The sequence below is a fragment of the Vagococcus hydrophili genome, assembly GCF_011304195.1.
Classification (GTDB): domain Bacteria; phylum Bacillota; class Bacilli; order Lactobacillales; family Vagococcaceae; genus Vagococcus; species Vagococcus hydrophili.
This window is the reverse complement of sequence record NZ_CP049887.1, coordinates 302,976-320,972: the sequence shown is the minus strand read 5'-3', so window position 1 is coordinate 320,972 and position 17,997 is coordinate 302,976. Positions and strand designations below refer to the sequence as shown.

Sequence of the window (17,997 nt, the reverse complement as noted above, 5' to 3'; positions counted from 1 at the left end):
TTGATTTATAGATAAAAATATTGTAAGCTCTATTTAATTGTTCGAATAGTCACAAATAAAAGGAGAGTAACAATGAAAAACAAAATGTTGAAATCAGTTACAACAAGTTTAGCGGTATTATTTCTTTTAGCTGGTTGTGGTGGTTCAAAAGATACAGCTAAGAAGGAAGAAAAGAAAGATACGAAAGCTTCTAGCACTGAAGTAACAACAGGGGCATCAGAAAAAGGATACACTGATCCTAAAGAATTAAAAGATGAATATGATATCGTAATTGTTGGTGCTGGTGGAGCAGGTATGGCAGCAGCGATTGAAGCAAAAAATGAAGGTAAAAATCCAGTTATCTTAGAAAAAATGCCTGTAGCTGGTGGTAATACATTAAAATCTTCAAGTGGTATGAATGCCTCAGAGACTAAATTCCAAAAAGAACAAGGAATTAAAGATAGCAATGACAAGTTCTATGAAGAAACATTAAAAGGCGGACATGGAACAAACGATAAAGAATTATTACGTTATTATGTTGATAATTCAGCAGATGCCATTGATTGGTTAGATTCAATGGGAATTAAATTAAACAACTTAACAATCACAGGTGGGATGAGCGAAAAAAGAACTCACCGTCCTGAAGATGGATCAGCTGTTGGTGGATATTTAGTGGATGGATTACTTAAAAACGTACATGAAAAAGAAATCCCAATTTTTGTTAATGCTGATGTGACTGAAATCACTGAAAAAGATGGTGCAGTTGATGGCGTTAAAGTAAAAGTTGAGAAAAAAGAAAAAGAAATTAAAAGTAAAGCTGTTGTTGTAACAACTGGTGGATACGGTGCTAACCCTGAAATGTTAGAAAAAGAAAAACCAGAATTAAAAGGCTATGTAACAACTAACCAAGCAGGTAGCACTGGAGACGGTATCAAGATGATTGAAAAACTTGGTGGACAAACTGTGGATATGGATCAAATTCAAATTCACCCAACTGTTCAACAAGATAAAGGTATCTTAATTGGTGAAGCTGTTCGTGGTGAAGGTGGTATCTTAGTTTCTCAAGAAGGAAAACGTTTTGTTAACGAAATGGACACACGTGATAATGTTTCAGCTGCAGAAAATAAATTAAAAGAAAAATCTTCTTACTTAATTTTTGATGCTGGCGTAAAAGAACGTGTTAAAGCAATTGATTTCTACGAAAAACAAGGATTTGTTAAAAAATCAGATTCAATCGAAGGTTTGGCTAAAGAATTAGATATGGATGAAAAAGCATTAAGTGAAACAGTAACAACTTGGAATAAAGCTGTTGCAGATAAAAAAGATGCTGAATTTAACCGTGCAACAGGTATGGATCACGGCTTAGAAAAAGCAGACTACTATGCAATCAAAATCGCACCAGGTATTCACTATACAATGGGTGGCGTGAAAGTAAACACTAACACTGAAGTCTTAGATAAAGATGGTAAAGCAATCAAAGGACTTTACGCTTCAGGTGAATTAACTGGTGGATTACACGGCGAAAACAGAATCGGTGGAAACTCAGTAGGAGACATCATCGTATTCGGTCGCCAATCAGGAAAACAATCAGCAGCATTTGTAAAATAGAGTGAATTTTAAATCGGTTTAGTCCCAATCAGAAAGAGTCTATTAACTTAGGCTCTTTTTTTGGTATACTCAAATAAAAAAGGAGTCACGGAAGATGAACGAAGAAGAATATTTACTTGTCTGTCTTATGGAAGAAGCAAGCGAAATAGCTCAAGCAGCAGCGAAGTCTATAAGATTTGGTTTAGACGACACTCATCCAGACAGACCGAAAGAAACCAACGAACAAGACTTATTAACAGAGTTCTATCAGTTATTAACAGTCATGGAATTACTACAAGAAAATGGTCAAATTAAAAAATTATCCACAGCTGACATTCAAAAAATAAAAGTTAAAAAGAAAGCAAAATTGATAGAATATATGAACTACTCAAAGGATAAAGGTAAGTTGAGAGAATAAATAAGTGTCATTTGATAAGCAATTTGATACACTATAAATACAGTAACTAAGTGTATCAGTAAGGAAGGATCTAAATGAAGCGAATTGACAGAGTGTATGCGTACATAAAAGAGCAAACTAAAGATTTAGATGGGGAAAGTTTACAGGATAATTCAGGAGTAACGACTAATCAATTGGCAGACGCATTGGACATTCAACGGAGTAACGCGAGTAAGGATTTGAATAGTCTTGTTAGAGAAGGGTTAATAGATAAATTAGATGGTCGACCAGTTAGGTATGTGTGTAAGTCAGTGTTTAGGCATAAACCTTTATCTAAGTACGTGGAGAGCTACCGTGAAGTGACGCCACCAATACCTAAGAAAAGGAAAAAAGAAGAAGTAAAATCTAAAGATATATTTAAACGAGTAGTGGGTTCTTATGGTAGTATGAAAAATTCTACAGAACAAGCAAAAGCTGCGATTCTTTATCCACCTAAAGGACTAAACTCACTCATCATTGGTCCAACTGGTTCGGGTAAGACATTTTTCGCGCATACGATGTTTCAATTTGCGAAGCAAAATAAAGCAGTGGCAAAAGACAAAGAGATGATTGTGTTTAACTGTGCCGATTATGCTAGTAATCCAGAGCTTTTAATGAGCCATTTATTTGGTCATGTGAAAGGTGCGTTTACTGGCGCAGAGCAAGAAAAAGACGGTATTATCAGTTTAGCCAACGATAGTTTTCTATTCTTAGATGAAATTCACCGCTTACCTCCAGAAGGGCAAGAGATGGTCTTTTATTTTATGGATACAGGTACCTTTGCTAAATTAGGGGAGACGCAAAAAAATAACCGAGCGAATGTCCGGATTATTTGTGCCACAACGGAAGATCCCGCATCTGCCTTACTTAACACCTTTGTCAGAAGGATTCCGATTACAATTCAACTCCCTAGTTTCAAGGATAGAACGGCTAGAGAAAAAATCGATTTGGTTAAAATGATGATGACTATGGAAGCAAAACGAATTCAGCGGAAAATTATTTTAAGTGAAGATGTAGTGAAAGCTTTGGTCGGTAGTGTTTCTTATGGGAATGTAGGGCAATTAAAATCCAACGTCCAATTAGTAAGTGCTCAGTCCTTTTTAAATCAAATGGATCAAGAGGAACTTCATATCAATCTCGAGGATTTAAATGAGGGGATAAAAGAAGGTTTAATTAGTTTGGCACATGACCGAAAAGCCATGTCTGAAATAACCACATTACTAGCACCACAAATGGTTATTTCACCTAACGAACCTTTGGAGATGTTTGCGGAAGATTCATACGAATTGCCTTATAATTTATATGAAATTATCGGGGATAAAGCAGCGGTTCTTAAGGAAGATGGCTTAACTCAAGACGCGATCAATCATTTTATTTCAACGGATATTAATGTCCATTTAAAATCATTTTACCGCAATCACGGCTTTACTTTTGATACTGAAAGTAAGTTAACGGAAATTATTGACCAACGGATTATCAATACGACGAGAAAAATATATGATTATGCGAAAGAAGCGCTGAATTATGATTTTCAGACGAATTTTTTATATGCCATGGGATTTCATATTAGTTCTTTTTTGAATCGACTACAAAATAAATCGGATAGTCTAAATCACGATAATGAGAACATCAAAAACATGGTAGCCCACTATCCAGAAGAGATGGAAGTCGCTAACGTGTTGAAAAAAATTATAGAAGAAGACTATCATGTGGAAGTACCCACATCGGAAGTCCATTATCTAACGGTTCTTTTAGTGTCACTAAAGGAAAACAAGGAAGAAGGACGTATTGGTGTTGTTGTGGCAGCTCATGGAAATAGTACAGCGAGCAGTATGGTTCAAGTGGTCACTCAGCTATTAAAAGTTGATAATCTAAGAGCCGTTGATATGCCTCTTGATATGAAACCCAAAGAAGCTTACGAGAAAATAGTGGATGAAGTGGTGTCTGTTAATGAAGGTAGTGGCGTAATGCTTCTTGTTGATATGGGATCGTTAGGAACTTTTTCAGATGATATCAAACAAGAAACGGGTATCGAGGTAAAAGTAATTGATATGGTAACGACTGCGATTGTTTTAGAAGCTGCGAGAAAATCGAGTTTGCTAGATACCTCATTAGATGATTTATTTGAATCGTTGTCGCATTTTTACGGCTATACGATGCAAAATTCAGCAAAAACCGTGGATACTCCAGATGCTCATTTGAAGGAGAAAGCCATAGTGGCGATTTGTGCTTCTGGAAAAGGGACAGCACAAAGGATGAAAGAACTAATCGATCGTTATTTAGTTTCTAAGTTACAAACAGAGATTGCTGTGTTTCCAATTTCTGTAGTGACACTTAATAAAGATATTAAAAAAATTAGAGAAGAGTATCAAATTATTGCAACAACGGGTATTAAAGATCCTAAAATTGAAGTCCCTTTTATCTCGATGGATCAATTGTTTTCTGATTCAGGAGCCGCTATTTTAGAAGATGTATTAAGTAATAGTTATGAGCCGAGCGAATTAGAATTTTCCAAAGAGGATGCTCAGAAAATGTGTTATGACTACATGAAGGAAAGTTTTACGTTTATTAATCCAGAAAAATTGCTGCAACCCTTATGGGAATTTACAGATAAAATATGTCAAATACAAAAAATGACTGTTGAAGTCCCGTTTTATATTAATCTATGCATGCATACAGCGGGAGCAATCGAGCGAGAACTTCGAAACGATACACTAACAGCAACTCAAGAAGAACTAGACGAATTTAATTCATCAGTGTTATATCAAGATATTTTACCTGCTTTTGAATTAATAGAAAGCTTATTGCAATTAAAAATATCAGTGAATGAACGCTACTTTATTATTAAGATTATTGAAAATGAACTAGAAAAAGCTTAAATTAAACACAGTATCAATACACTAAGAACTAAGAAATAGTGTATTAATACTGTGTTTTTAGTGTATCAAACTTGTGTTAAATGTTGATATATCAAGTTTTAGATGTATAAAATTAAGGGTTGAAAAGTTGGCACACTTATTGCATAATATAATATCGTAAGAGGAAAAGTTAATTTAGTGTTTTTTTTACATGGGAGGTTTTTGTATGAGTGTTGATGTTCGCTTAGTTCGGATAGATGATCGTTTGATTCATGGACAAGTAGCAACTACTTGGTCAAAACAAATGGGAATTGATCGGATTTTAGTTATCAGTGATGTAGCAGCGAATAATCAATTAAGAAAACTTTTGCTAAAACAAGCGGCCCCAGCTGGTATCAGGGTAAATGTTATTAGTGTGGCTAGAATGATTGAGGTTTATCAAAGTGATATTCTTCAATATGAAAAAGTGGCCCTTTTGTTTACCTCACCTCATGATGTAGAGATACTTGTGAGAAAAGGAATGGTTCTTTCTTCTATTAATATAGGAGGAATGAGTTTTTCAAGTGGTAAACGGATGTTGACTAATTTCGTTTCAATTGATGAACAAGATGTGGCATCCTTTGTTTACTTAGCAGAACAGGGAATCGAACTTGAGATTAGAAAAGTTCCAGCTGATCATAAAATCGACCTAATGGAAGCACTAAAAAAGCAAAACTTCTTGTAAACATTAAGGAACATTTAAATGATTCGTTTAAATTTCTTTGATAGATAAAAAATAAAAGTAGGAGGTAAAGGAATGGTAGGAATTATCTTAGCAAGTCATGGTGAATTCGCATCTGGAATTTTACAATCTGGATCAATGATTTTTGGAGAGCAAGCAAATGTAGCAGCTGTTACATTAATGCCTTCAGAAGGACCAGAAGACGTTAAGAAAAAAATGCAAGATGCAATTGCAAGCTTTGACAATCAAGATGAAGTATTATTCTTAGTTGATTTATGGGGTGGAACACCTTTTAATCAAGCAAGTAGTTTACTTGAAGAACACAAAGAAAATTGGGCAATTGTAGCGGGTATGAGTTTACCAATGGTTATCGAAGCATATGCTTCACGTTTTTCAATGGAAAGCGCTCATGAAATTGCAACACATATTATTGGGACTGCTAAAGAAGGCGTAAAAGTTAAACCAGAAGAACTTGAACCAGAAACAGAGGTTGCTACAACAAACGCACCAGAAGCAGCAGCTGGAAAACCTGGTAAATTAGATTACGTATTAGCGCGTATTGATACTCGTTTATTACATGGTCAAGTAGCAACAGTTTGGACTAAAACAACAGGACCAACACGTATTATTGTTGTATCTGATGTGGTAGCAAACGACGATTTACGTAAAAAATTAATTCAACAAGCAGCTCCTCCTGGAGTAAAAGCGCATGTGGTACCAATTGATCAAATGATCAAAATTTCTAAAGATGACCAACATTTTGGTGGTCAAAAGGCATTATTATTATTCGAAACACCACAAGACGTGTTAAAAGCAGTTGAAGGTGGCGTGCCAATCGCAACAGTTAACGTTGGATCAATGGCTCACTCGCCAGGTAAAGTGCAACCAAATAAAGTATTAGCTTTCAACCAAGATGATATTGATACATTTACTAAGTTAAAAGATGCGGGTGTCGCATTTGACGTACGTAAAGTACCAAGTGATTCAAAAGGTAACATGGAAGATATTATTAAAAAAGCACAAGAAGAGATTAACAAAAAAAGTAATTAACATTAAGAAAATGGAGGATTAATAATCATGGAATTAAATATCATTCAAATGATTTTAGTCGTATTTGTAGCATTTTTAGCTGGTGTTGAGGGGATCTTAGATGAATTCCATTTCCATCAACCAGTTATTGCATGTACATTAATCGGCTTAGTTACAGGACAACTTGTTCCTTGTCTTATTTTAGGTGGAACACTGCAATTATTAGCACTAGGTTGGGCAAACATTGGGGCAGCTGTTGCGCCTGATGCGGCACTAGCTTCAGTAGCATCTGCAATTATTTTAGTTTTAGGTGGACAAGGTAAAGCCGGAGTAGATTCAGCGATTGCATTAGCAATTCCTTTAGCTGTAGCTGGTCTTTTACTAACAATCTTAGGTCGTACTTTAGCAACTGCATTCGTACATTTAATGGATGCTGCAGCTAAAGAAGGAGACTTCAGAAAAATCGAATTCTGGCACATCATGGCTATTTGTATGCAAGGTATCCGTATTGCGATTCCAGCGGCACTTATCTTAGCAATTGGTGAAGGTCCAGTGAAAGCATTACTATTATCTATGCCAGAATGGTTAACTGCTGGTTTAGCAATTGGTGGTGGTATGGTTGTAGCTGTTGGTTTTGCAATGGTTATCAACATGATGGCGACAAAAGAAGTATGGCCATTCTTCGCATTAGGTTTCGTTATTGCGACAGTACAACAAATTACTCTTATCGGACTTGGTGCAATTGGTATGTCACTAGCTCTTATCTATCTGGCTCTTTCTAAACAAGGTGGCGGATCAGGTGGGAACGGTGGATCAAATACTGGTGACCCTGTTGGCGATATCATCGATAACTACTAAAAGGAGGCGGACATTAAAATGACAGAACAACAAAGAATTGAATTAAGCAAAAAAGATCGTAAATCTGTTTTCTGGCGTTCAACGTTTATCCAAGGTTCTTGGAACTACGAACGTATGCAAAATGGTGGTTGGGCATTCTCAATGATCCCAGCGATTAAAAAATTATACACAACTAAAGAAGACAGAGCGGCAGCTTTAGAGCGTCACTTAGAATTCTTTAATACACATCCATACGTAGCTTCACCTATTTTAGGTGTAACTTTAGCTCTTGAAGAAGAGCGTGCTAATGGCGCTCCTGTTGATGATGCAGCAATTCAAGGGGTTAAAGTTGGTATGATGGGACCTTTAGCTGGTATCGGCGATCCTGTTTTCTGGTTTACAGTTAAACCAATCTTAGGAGCTTTAGCAGCAACTTTAGCAATTAGTGGAAATATCTTAGGACCAATCATCTACTTTGTAGGTTGGAACTTAATTCGTATGGCATTTATGTGGTACACACAAGAATTCGGCTACAAAGCTGGTTCTAAAATTACAGAAGATTTATCAGGTGGTATCTTACAAGATATTACTAAAGGTGCGTCAATTTTAGGGATGTTTATCTTAGGTTCCTTAGTAAACCGCTGGGTATCGATTAACTTTACGCCAGTCGTTTCTAAAGTGAAACTTGATAATGGTGCCTTTATTGATTGGAATAGTTTACCAAAAGGAATTGAAGGCGTTAAGGTTGCGTTAGAACAACAAGCTGCTGGACTTTCTTTAAGTGAGTATAAAATTACAACACTACAAGATAACTTAGATAGCTTAATTACTGGTTTAGTTGGTTTATTATTAACTCTATTCTGTATGTGGTTACTTAAGAAAAAAGTATCTCCAATCGTTATCATTTTAGGTTTATTCGTTTCAGGTGTTGCATTACACTTAGTAGGTTTAATGTAAGAAACGTTAGTCTGAGCTAATTAACTGGCTCAGACTATTTTTTTATGAATATGCTATAATTAAGCTATCATTTTAAAGAGAAAAGAGGTAGAACGAATGGTTGAATCAATCAATACGAAGGTCGATTTAGTTGAGAATGCAACTTCTTTTTTAGGCTTTACAGATTACGGTAAAATCATGATCGGTGACAATGGATTTGAATTTTTTAACGAGCGTGACGCGAAGAAATTTATTCAAATTCCTTGGGAAGAAGTGGATACAGTTATCGTTTCAGTCATGTTAAAAGGTAAATGGATTCCAAGGTTTGCGATTAAAACAAAGAAAAATGGCACGTTTACTTTTTCAGCTAAAGATCCTAAAAAACTTCTTCGAGGAGTCAGAGAGTATGTTGATGCTGACAAAATTGTGAAATCACTAAGTTTCTTTCAAGTTGTCAAAAGAGGTGCGTCCAATCTCTTTTCATCTAAAAAGAAATAAGTCAATGAATTAAAAATAAACTAATAATCATGGAAATTGTATTTGAATTTTTATGATTATTGGTTTATTTTTTTATTATTTTCTAATCTTTCTTTAATGTTTGAAAGACGAGCTATATTTTTGTTAAAAATTAATGATTAGATTGATAATTATGAGTAATATTAAAGAAATAAAGCACTTTCAATCGTTAAGTTGTCAGAATATTCGGTTTTTCTTTTAAAATAAGTAACTATTTTCTTGCAAAATAATGAGAAATAATATAATATTGTTATTATATTTTAATTCAATTTTAATTTTCACAACAATCAATAGGGGGAAGTAATTATGAAGACTAAAAAAATGTTGTCAATCGGTTTATTATCGACAGTTGTCCTGACGCTCGCAGCGTGTGGAGGCGGTGCAGGTAAAGATGATTCAAAAGGAAAAGACGCTTCAAAAGGTGAGGGAAAGGTATCAGCTAAACAAGAGTTTTCTGTGAATGTTACTCAAGAAATGCCATCTGCTGACTTATCTCTCAATACAGATGTTATTGGATCAGTAGCACTTAATAACGTATACGAAGGTGTTTATCGCATCGGAAAAGAACAAACACCAGAACCTGCTGGAGCAACAGAAAAAGCAGAAGTTAGTGAAGATGGTTTGACTTACAAAATTAAATTACGTGAAGATGCTAAATGGTCAGATGGTAAACCTGTAACAGCTAAAGATTATGTCTTTGGATGGCAACGAACAGTTGATCCTAAAACACAATCTGAATATGCTTACTTACATGAACCAGTAAAAAATGCAGCTGAAATTACAGCAGGTAAGAAAGATAAAAGTGAGTTAGGAATCAAAGCAGTTAGTGACTATGAGTTGGAAGTGACTTTAGAAAAAGCAACACCATACTTTGATTACTTATTAGCTTTCACAACTTACATGCCTCAACGTGAAGATATCGTTGAAAAGTATGGAAAAGAATACACAACAACAAGTGAAAAAGCTGTGTATAATGGACCGTTCAAATTAGCTGATTTTGATGGACCAGGAACTGATACAGAATGGTCATATGTTAAAAATGATCAATATTGGGATAAAGAAACAGTTAAATTAGATAAGATTAACGTGAGTGTGGTTAAAGAAGCATCAACTAGCTTAAACTTATTTGAAAGTGGTAAAGCTGAGGATATCATCCTAACAGGAGAATTAGCTCAACAAAAATCAGATGATCCACAATTTGTTAGTGAGATGAAAGCTTCATCACGTTACATTGAATTAAATCAACGTGATGATAAATCAGAATTCAAAAATGAAGATTTAAGAAAAGCTATTTCATATGCAATCGATCGTGAAGCTTTAGCTAACCAAATTTTAGCTGATGGTTCAGTTGCTTCTAAAGGATTAGTACCTAAAGATGTTGCCAAAGATCCTAAAGGTGGAAAAGACTTTACTGAAGAAGCTGGAAGTGAATTAGGTTACGATAGTAAAAAAGCTAAAGAGCATTGGGAAAAAGCTAAAAAAGATTTAGGTAAAGAGACTATCAAAGTTGATTTATTAGCATCAGATACTGATTCTTCTAAAAAAGCAATTGAATTCTTAAAAGGTTCTTTAGAAGAAGAATTACCAGGTCTTAAAGTTAATTTAAGTCCAGTACCATTTAGTGTTCGTCTAGATCGTTCTAATAAAGGTGATTTCAGTATGGTTTATGGTGGTTGGATTGCGGATTATCCAGATCCAAGTAGCTTCTTAGATTTATTTACTGGAGATAACTCATACAACCGTGGACGTTATAGTAACCCTGAATATGATAAATTAATTAAAGAAGCAAGTACAACTAATGTTAATGATCCTGAAAAACGTTGGGAAGATATGATCAATGCTGAGAAATTAATTACTAAAGAAGTCGGTGTTGTTCCATTAATTCAAGAGGCAGAAGCTCATTTACGTTCTGACAAGGTTAAGGGAGTAGTATCACATCCATCAGGCGCTATGTTTGACTACAAGTGGGCATATAAAGTCGATTAGTTAAACTTTTAGATAAAAAAAGGATAAGGATTATCTTTAACAAGCTAATAAAAAATCCTATAACCAACCAGTTATAGGATTTTTTTATTATTTAAGATAAAAAGGCGAAAATGATACTAATCAATAGAAGAGTACCACCTACACTTAGCCAGTAAACTGGTTTTTTCTCAAAGATTTGAGAAAGTGGGATATATTCTTTTGGTTCATTACTTTTACGGCGCCACATTAGTTGTTTCATGTTTTTTTGAAAAAAATCAAAAAAGCCAGATGAAAGAACTAAGATAGTGACACCAATAATAATAAAGAAGAGTGAAACCAAAAAGAAGTTATCCGAAAGATAGGTTGTTGTTATTTCTTTTTTTGATAAAAGTGTTACGAGAGGGATAATTAGTGATAAACTAATGATACTTATCGCTATTTTTTTCTTATTTTTCATAAATAATACCTTCTTACAAAAGTGATAAACTAACTCTAATTCATTTATTAATCATTGTCAAAATATTTTAAAGGGGGAAAAGTAAATGAAGAATTTTGCCAAGTTTTTTCTAAAACGTGTGATGTTCATGTTAATCACTCTATGGTTGATTACAACGATCACATTCTTTTTAATGAAATTACTTCCTGGTTCACCATATGCTAATCAAGAAAAATTATCACCAGAACAAATCGAGATGTTAAATGAGCAATCTGGACTAGATAAGCCAGTCATTCAACAATATGGAATTTACATGGGAAATATCGTTCAAGGTGATTTTGGAACCAGTTTCCAATTCAAAAACCAACCAGTTTCTAAATTGTTGAAAGAAAGAATTGGGCCATCTGTCCAGTTAGGTGTTCAAGCCATTATTTTCGGAACATTTGTAGGGATTATCTTAGGAGCTATTGCAGCCATGAAACAAAACACATGGGTGGATACACTAGCGACCTTAATTGCCATTCTAGGTCGCTCCATTCCTAACTTTGTATTCGCCGTTTTACTGCAATACGTATTTGCGATTCAATTAGGTATTTTACCAATTGCTAAGTGGGATCAAGGATTTATCTCGACGATTCTACCAACTTTAGCCCTGTCCATGTCACCACTTGCTGACTCAGCGAGGTTCATTAGAACAGAAATGGTTGAAGTTCTAGGGAGTGATTACATTGAGTTAGCGCGAGCTAAAGGATTAAGTAGGACACAAGTTGTCTTTAGACATGGATTAAGAAATAGTTTAATCCCGTTAATTACCCTACTTGGACCACTTGCTGTTGCGTTAATGACAGGTTCACTTGTAGTAGAAAACATTTTTGCAATACCAGGAATTGGTGAGCAATTTGTAAAATCAATCATGACCAATGATTACCCAACAATCATGGCTGTAACGATTATGTTCTCAGCGATGTTAGTGGTTGTTATCTTAATTGTTGATTTACTTTACGGTATCGTAGATCCAAGAATCCGCGTTTCAGGAGGTGGCAAAGACTAATGGAAAAATTAGATATTAAAAATATTCCAGCTGAGAAATTTGAAAGAATTTCAATGGATAATAATTTAGATCGTGAAAAAATCAGCGCCCCTTCATTAAACTTTATGCAAGATTCATGGCGCCGTCTTAAAAAGAATAAAGGAGCTGTTATCTCTTTAATCCTTTTAGGAATCATTACACTGTTAGCTTTTGGTTCTATTTGGGTATCACCTCATGATCCAACGAAACAAAATCCTAAATATATTAACTTACCACCAAAAATCCCTGGTATTGGGATTGACGGCTTTAACGGAACAGCCAAAGTCGGCGGTAAACGTGTGGATAAATACGAACAAGCCAAAGTTCCAGAAGGTGAGTATTTCTATTTGGGAACAGACGGGCTTGGTCGTGACGAATTATCTCGTTTGTTAATGGGAACAAGAATGTCCTTAATTATTGCTTTTGTGGCAGCTTTTCTCGATTTATCCATAGGGGTTATCTACGGACTTTACTCTGGAATGAAGGGTGGTCGAACCGATAACGTCATGCAGCGGATACTGGAAGTTCTCTCTGGTGTTCCGAACTTAGTTGTAATGATCTTAATGTTAATGGTTTTTAAGCCAGGTCTTATGTCGATTATCTTAGCGATGATCGTGACAGGTTGGATTACCATGGCTCGGATTGTTCGTGCCCAAGCGTTAAAAATCAAAGATCAAGAATATGTGTTAGCTGCAACAACGTTAGGCGAGTCTCAATCTAAAATTGCCATTAAACATATTTTACCGAATATTTCTGGTGTTATTATCGTACAAATGATGTTTAGTATTCCATCAGCGATTTTCTTTGAAGCTTTCTTAAGTTTCATTGGATTAGGATTAACACCTCCAACAGCTTCACTTGGAACGCTTTTAAATGAAGGATATAAAACTTTTAGATTCTTGCCTCACTTAATGTGGGCACCGGCAATTACGTTATCAGTTATTATGATTTGTTTTAACTTACTTGCTGATGGGTTACGTGATGCCTTTGACCCGAAAATGAATGATTAGGATGGTGATGAAAAAATGGAAAAAGTATTAGAAGTTAAAGACTTAAATATCTCATTTGATACTTTTGCTGGTAAGGTTCACGCCATTCGTGGGGTAAACTTTGATTTACATAAAGGTGAAACACTAGCAATCGTAGGTGAGTCTGGTTCAGGCAAATCAGTCACAACAAGAACAATCATGCGTTTATTAGCCAATAATGCCAATATAGATGAGGGTAAGATTTTATTTAAAGGGAAGATTTGGTTCATAAAACAGAGAAAGAGATGCAATCAATTCGCGGGAAAGACATTGCGATGATTTTTCAAGATCCAATGACTTCTCTTGATCCAACCATGAATATTGGAAATCAAGTTGCTGAATCATTAAGAAAGCATCGTAAAATTTCCAAAAAGGATGCCTTAGATCGTGCTTTAGATTTATTAAAATTAGTAGGTATTCCAAATGCGGAAAAACGATTAAAAAATTATCCCCATCAATTTTCAGGAGGGCAACGTCAAAGGATCGTGATTGCGATTGCTTTGATTTGTTATCCAGAAGTTTTGATTGCCGATGAACCAACCACAGCGCTTGATGTAACAATTCAAGCACAAATTATTGATTTAATGAAAGATATTCAGAAAAAAATTCAAACATCGATTATCTTTATTACCCATGATTTAGGGGTGGTAGCTAACGTGGCGGACCGTGTTGCTGTTATGTATGGTGGACGAATTATTGAGATTGGTACTGCAGATGAGATTTTTTATAATCCACAACACCCGTATACGTGGGGCTTATTAAGTTCAATGCCGACATTAGACAGTCGTGGACAAGAACTTTATGCAATTCCAGGATCTCCTCCAGATTTATTAGATCCACCAAAAGGGGATGCTTTCTATCCACGTAATGAGTTTGCGCTTCAAATTGATACAGAAGAAGCGCCGCCGTTCTTTGATGTATCACCAACACATAAAGCAGCAACTTGGTTACTAGCGCCTAATGCACCAAAAGTAACACCACCTGATGAAATTGTTCGTCGTCGTGAAAAATACAAAGATCGCTTTGGTGCGTAGAAAGGGGGATATTTAGATGAGTGAAGTGAAAGACAAAAAATTATTGTTAGAAGTTAATAATTTAAAACAACACTTTAATGTTGGCAGAAGTGATGAAGTAAAAGCTGTAGACGACATTAGTTTTACTATTTATGAAGGGGAAACATTCGGTTTAGTAGGTGAGTCTGGTTGTGGTAAGTCGACAACTGGTCGTAGTATTATTCGTTTGTATCAACCAACAAGTGGTGAAATAAAATATAATGGTGAAGATGTGGCAAAAATCAAAGGTCGTCAAAATCTCAATCAATTTAGACGAGATGTTCAAATGATTTATCAAGATCCTTACGCGTCTCTTAACCCAAGAATGAAAGTCAAAGACATTATTGCAGAAGGAATTGACGTACATAAGTTAGCTAAAACGGATGAAGATCGTACAAATCGTGTGAATGAATTATTAAAAACGGTTGGACTTGATCCAAGTCACGGAACGCGTTATCCTCATGAATTCTCAGGGGGGCAACGTCAACGGATTGGGATTGCGAGAGCCTTAGCAGTGGAACCTAAATTTATCATTTGTGATGAGCCGATTTCAGCTCTAGATGTATCCATTCAGGCGCAGGTTGTTAACTTACTGCAAGAACTACAAGAAAAAGAAAAATTAACGTACTTGTTTATTGCCCATGATTTATCCATGGTGAAATATATTAGTGATCGAATTGGTGTGATGTATTTTGGAAAATTAGTAGAAGTAGGTTCTGCCGAAGAAATTTACAACAACGGCTTACACCCTTATACAGAAAGTTTACTGTCTGCCATTCCATTGCCAGATCCTGATTACGAGCGAAAACGTCAACGTATTACATATAAACCTCAAGCGGATGACGGAAAAACGCGAATGTTAAAAGAAATCGCACCAGATCATTTTGTTTATTGTAGTGATGATGAGGTTGAGATGTACCGCAATAAACTCCAAGAAAAGAAAGAACAGTAGATAATTCCCCCATCTACTGTTTCTTATAAATAAAGAAGAAGCTCCTCTCGAAAAATACTGAGAGGAGCTTCTTTTTTAAAGTGTGCTAGATTTTATAACTTTAACAGGTAGTTCAAAGTTTTTAAGTTCTTTTTCAGGGTGTTTGATTTTCTCTAATAATAACTCAACTAGCAGATTAGCATACTCATCAATTGGTTGAGCAACGGTTGCTAAATGAGGATAGTAGTTTTGGATAAATTGTGTGCCGTCATAACCAATCACCTTAACGTCTTTAGGAACATTAAGATTCAGTTTTTCAAGTTGTTGAATGGTTAAAATCGCTGTTAAATCATCTGTGCAAAAAATACCATCAAAGTCATGTTCTTCTAAAATTTGTTTGATCTCAGAAGATTTAACGATGGGTGACGTAGGAGATGGGAAGTGAAAAGTATGCTCACATAAATCAGCCTTACTGATCGCCATTTTGTAACCGTCGACTCGTCGATTGGTAGGAGACATGGAATCATTCTTTCCGGAAAAAATTGCGATATTTTGACAACCAGCATCAATTAAAGCTTGTGTTGCAAGCTGTCCGCCTAAGAAATTATCACTACCAACGATTGGGACCGTGTCACCTAAATAACGGTCAAAAGAAACAATGGGTAAGCTAACATTTTCATATTCTTTGATTCCTAGATTGTGAGAGCCTGTAATGACACCGTCAACTTTATTTCCGATTAACATTCTAAGGTAGCTACGTTCTTTTTCAGTGTCACGAGCACTATCACATAAAATAACTTTGTAATCTTTATTGAATAAATTTTCTTCAATTTTTTCCACTAACTCTCCGTAAAATGGATTGGAAATAGAGGGGAAGATTAAGCCAATCAATTGGGTGCCTTTTCCTTGTAGAGAACGGGCAAGAGAATTTGGAACGTAATTTAGTTCCTCCATTGCTTGATGGACTTTATCGATTGTTTTTTGACTTAATGAGCCGTAGTTATTAATGACACGAGAAACAGTTGTGGGAGAGACGCCAGCTTTTTTAGCAACGTCCGTTAATTTTATTGTCATGATTTTCACCTAACTTAATTTTTCATCTTGCGTAGTGAATACATTGTACCAAAATAACTGCCACCTTGTCCTTCAATCTTTAAATTAGTTTGATTAGAATTTGGGAATACACGACTCGTTATAACTTCTGAGCCTTTATTAACGAAGATTTCAATAATTGATTGATCCACAAAAATGTCCAGTTCAAGGGAAGAATATTTGGTTAATTCTAATTCTCTTGTAGTTCCAAACGCTTCTGCAAAAGGAACGCCTACTTGCCCTCGGTCAACTATTAGTTTTCCTAGTTTGGTATCAAAAGTAAGTTTGAATGACTTGTCTAAAGATTCATCCCTCATAAGATGAATCACTCCAGAAGAGTTTGCATCAAAAGATAAATTTAGTTCATAAGAGTTGTTTTTTGGTTGAGTGAGTATTTGATTTTCTGAAGAAAGAGTTCCTTCAATCAACTGTTTATCTTGGCGCAATTCTTTCGTTTCAGCTATAGGGAACTGATGGAGTTTCCCGTTTCTGATGGTCAGTTCTTTGACTAAACTTAAACAGTGAGCCCAGCCATCTTTAAAGCTAGGATAGTCCACTTCTGGAAGTCCAACCCAACTGACACTGAGATGGCGATTATTATTATTTGTAAAAGCTTGAGTAGCATAAACATCAAAGCCATAATCTAGTTGTTGTAAAGGTGTCGCATCTTTAATCGTGACTGTCTTTAAATCAAAATCAGAACCTAAAATATATGTATTGGGGTAGATGTTGTCATAAGGTAAGACATTTTTATTCAAACCTTGAGGACAAAAAATAAGTAGTGGTTTCTCCTCAATAAATAAAAGATTAGGGCATTCTACCATGAAGCCCATCTCTTCATCTGCATAGTCCAAGTTACCAATAAACTCCCAGTTAGTTAAATTTTCAGATTGAAAAAGTATAACTTGTCCTTTTTCATTGGTATCTTGTGCCCCTAAAATCATTAAATAGCCCTCTTCATAAGGAATGATTTGTGGGTCACGAACATGATCAGTATAACCCTTAATCGGAAAATCAATTAGAGGGTGTTCTAATTTTTGCATGTGCCCCTCTTTAGACATCTTAGCTCCTAATTGATAAGATTTCCGCTGCCAATTCTCATCTCTAACATTTCCAGAGTAGGCAAGGAATAAGGAATCATCAATGGGAAGAGCAGTTCCTGAATAAACACCGTGACTATCGAATTGATTAGTAGGTTCGATAGCCACGCCTTCATTTACCCAATCAATTAGATTATCTGAGGTGAGGTGATACCATGATTTGAGTCCGTGAACAGGACCAAAGGGATAATATTGATAAAAAAGATGCCATTTATTATTAAAATAAGAAAACCCATTAGGATCATTTAAAAGTCCTGTATTAGGTTGAACATGATAATCAAGTCGCCAAGGCGCTTTTTTAACGGTGTTTTTTAGTTGTTGCGTGTAGTCTGTATGCCAACTATCGTAAGGTTGATATCTTAATTCTCGAGTCCATTCGTTTATTAATTGAGTCATGTTTAATTCAACTCCTTTTTTACTTATCA

Annotated in this window: 15 protein-coding genes and 1 pseudogene; 13 read left to right on the top strand and 3 right to left on the bottom strand. The window is 35.4% G+C overall.

What is annotated here, in order from left to right; genetic code table 11:
- Nucleotides 1–72: 72 nt before the first annotated feature.
- The 9 genes from G7082_RS01610 to G7082_RS01570 all read left to right on the top strand — a co-directional run bounded on the left by G7082_RS01610 (nt 73) and on the right by G7082_RS01570 (nt 10,885).
- Nucleotides 73–1,587: a flavocytochrome c gene (locus tag G7082_RS01610; protein ID WP_166033426.1), complete on the top strand. Its 1,515-nt coding sequence runs from the start codon at nt 73–75 to the stop codon at nt 1,585–1,587.
- A gap of 94 nt (nt 1,588–1,681) precedes the next feature.
- Nucleotides 1,682–1,984, top strand: a complete 303-nt coding sequence (locus G7082_RS01605; RefSeq protein WP_166033425.1) for a hypothetical protein — start codon at nt 1,682–1,684, stop codon at nt 1,982–1,984.
- A 74-nt stretch (nt 1,985–2,058) separates the two neighbouring features.
- The gene (locus G7082_RS01600) at nt 2,059–4,881 is read left to right on the top strand and encodes a sigma-54-dependent transcriptional regulator (RefSeq protein WP_166033424.1); all 2,823 of its coding nucleotides are present in this window, start codon (nt 2,059–2,061) and stop codon (nt 4,879–4,881) included.
- Between the two features lie 205 nt (nt 4,882–5,086).
- A complete protein-coding gene (locus G7082_RS01595) occupies nt 5,087–5,584 on the top strand; it encodes a PTS sugar transporter subunit IIB (RefSeq protein WP_166033423.1) in 498 nt (165 codons plus the stop codon).
- A gap of 72 nt (nt 5,585–5,656) precedes the next feature.
- Complete coding sequence (locus G7082_RS01590; protein WP_166033422.1) at nt 5,657–6,631, top strand: mannose/fructose/sorbose PTS transporter subunit IIA; 975 nt, start codon at nt 5,657–5,659, stop codon at nt 6,629–6,631.
- 27 nt (nt 6,632–6,658) lie between these two features.
- Nucleotides 6,659–7,468 carry a PTS mannose/fructose/sorbose transporter subunit IIC gene (locus G7082_RS01585; protein ID WP_166033421.1) on the top strand — a complete coding sequence of 270 codons (810 nt, stop codon included), beginning with the start codon at nt 6,659–6,661 and terminating at the stop codon, nt 7,466–7,468.
- An 18-nt stretch (nt 7,469–7,486) separates the two neighbouring features.
- Complete coding sequence (locus G7082_RS01580; protein ID WP_166033420.1) at nt 7,487–8,404, top strand: PTS system mannose/fructose/sorbose family transporter subunit IID; 918 nt, start codon at nt 7,487–7,489, stop codon at nt 8,402–8,404.
- Between the two features lie 96 nt (nt 8,405–8,500).
- Nucleotides 8,501–8,881, top strand: a complete 381-nt coding sequence (locus G7082_RS01575) for a DUF956 family protein (protein WP_166033419.1) — start codon at nt 8,501–8,503, stop codon at nt 8,879–8,881.
- Between the two features lie 324 nt (nt 8,882–9,205).
- Entirely contained in the window at nt 9,206–10,885 is a 1,680-nt protein-coding gene (locus G7082_RS01570; protein WP_166033418.1) for a peptide ABC transporter substrate-binding protein, read from the top strand.
- A 91-nt stretch (nt 10,886–10,976) separates the two neighbouring features.
- Here the strand turns inward: G7082_RS01570 and G7082_RS01565 are convergent, their stop codons facing one another.
- Nucleotides 10,977–11,321: a DUF3899 domain-containing protein gene (locus G7082_RS01565; protein WP_166033417.1), complete on the bottom strand. Its 345-nt coding sequence runs from the start codon at nt 11,319–11,321 to the stop codon at nt 10,977–10,979.
- A gap of 85 nt (nt 11,322–11,406) precedes the next feature.
- Between G7082_RS01565 and opp3b the strand changes: the two genes are divergently transcribed.
- The 4 genes and pseudogenes from opp3b (at nt 11,407) to G7082_RS01545 (ending at nt 15,401) form a co-directional block, all read left to right on the top strand.
- Nucleotides 11,407–12,351 carry an oligopeptide ABC transporter permease gene (gene opp3b, locus G7082_RS01560; RefSeq protein WP_166033416.1) on the top strand — a complete coding sequence of 315 codons (945 nt, stop codon included), beginning with the start codon at nt 11,407–11,409 and terminating at the stop codon, nt 12,349–12,351.
- Nucleotides 12,351–13,379 (top strand): oligopeptide ABC transporter permease, encoded by a 1,029-nt coding sequence (gene opp3C, locus G7082_RS01555; protein WP_166033415.1) that lies wholly within the window; start codon nt 12,351–12,353, stop codon nt 13,377–13,379. The genes opp3b and opp3C overlap by 1 nt, the downstream gene beginning before the upstream one ends.
- Before the next feature lie 15 nt (nt 13,380–13,394).
- Nucleotides 13,395–14,431, top strand: a pseudogene (locus G7082_RS01550) (ABC transporter ATP-binding protein).
- A gap of 16 nt (nt 14,432–14,447) precedes the next feature.
- A complete protein-coding gene (locus tag G7082_RS01545; RefSeq protein ID WP_166033414.1) occupies nt 14,448–15,401 on the top strand; it encodes an ABC transporter ATP-binding protein in 954 nt (317 codons plus the stop codon).
- Nucleotides 15,402–15,476: 75 nt separating this feature from the next.
- Here the strand turns inward: G7082_RS01545 and G7082_RS01540 are convergent, their stop codons facing one another.
- Both G7082_RS01540 and G7082_RS01535 read right to left on the bottom strand, forming a co-directional pair.
- A complete protein-coding gene (locus G7082_RS01540; RefSeq protein ID WP_166033413.1) occupies nt 15,477–16,454 on the bottom strand; it encodes a LacI family DNA-binding transcriptional regulator in 978 nt (325 codons plus the stop codon).
- Nucleotides 16,455–16,468: 14 nt separating this feature from the next.
- On the bottom strand, nt 16,469–17,968 hold the full coding sequence (locus G7082_RS01535) for a sucrose-6-phosphate hydrolase (protein WP_202983120.1): 1,500 nt from the start codon (nt 17,966–17,968) through the stop codon (nt 16,469–16,471).
- Nucleotides 17,969–17,997: the final 29 nt, after the last annotated feature.

Coding starts and splice junctions, on each gene's coding strand:
- G7082_RS01610 (WP_166033426.1), top strand. CDS start 73: ATGAAAAACAAAATGTTGAAATCAGTTACAACAAGTTTAGCGGTATTA.
- G7082_RS01605 (WP_166033425.1), top strand. CDS start 1,682: ATGAACGAAGAAGAATATTTACTTGTCTGTCTTATGGAAGAAGCAAGC.
- G7082_RS01600 (WP_166033424.1), top strand. CDS start 2,059: ATGAAGCGAATTGACAGAGTGTATGCGTACATAAAAGAGCAAACTAAA.
- G7082_RS01595 (WP_166033423.1), top strand. CDS start 5,087: ATGAGTGTTGATGTTCGCTTAGTTCGGATAGATGATCGTTTGATTCAT.
- G7082_RS01590 (WP_166033422.1), top strand. CDS start 5,657: ATGGTAGGAATTATCTTAGCAAGTCATGGTGAATTCGCATCTGGAATT.
- G7082_RS01585 (WP_166033421.1), top strand. CDS start 6,659: ATGGAATTAAATATCATTCAAATGATTTTAGTCGTATTTGTAGCATTT.
- G7082_RS01580 (WP_166033420.1), top strand. CDS start 7,487: ATGACAGAACAACAAAGAATTGAATTAAGCAAAAAAGATCGTAAATCT.
- G7082_RS01575 (WP_166033419.1), top strand. CDS start 8,501: ATGGTTGAATCAATCAATACGAAGGTCGATTTAGTTGAGAATGCAACT.
- G7082_RS01570 (WP_166033418.1), top strand. CDS start 9,206: ATGAAGACTAAAAAAATGTTGTCAATCGGTTTATTATCGACAGTTGTC.
- G7082_RS01565 (WP_166033417.1), bottom strand. CDS start 11,321: ATGAAAAATAAGAAAAAAATAGCGATAAGTATCATTAGTTTATCACTA.
- opp3b (WP_166033416.1), top strand. CDS start 11,407: ATGAAGAATTTTGCCAAGTTTTTTCTAAAACGTGTGATGTTCATGTTA.
- opp3C (WP_166033415.1), top strand. CDS start 12,351: ATGGAAAAATTAGATATTAAAAATATTCCAGCTGAGAAATTTGAAAGA.
- G7082_RS01545 (WP_166033414.1), top strand. CDS start 14,448: ATGAGTGAAGTGAAAGACAAAAAATTATTGTTAGAAGTTAATAATTTA.
- G7082_RS01540 (WP_166033413.1), bottom strand. CDS start 16,454: ATGACAATAAAATTAACGGACGTTGCTAAAAAAGCTGGCGTCTCTCCC.
- G7082_RS01535 (WP_202983120.1), bottom strand. CDS start 17,968: ATGACTCAATTAATAAACGAATGGACTCGAGAATTAAGATATCAACCT.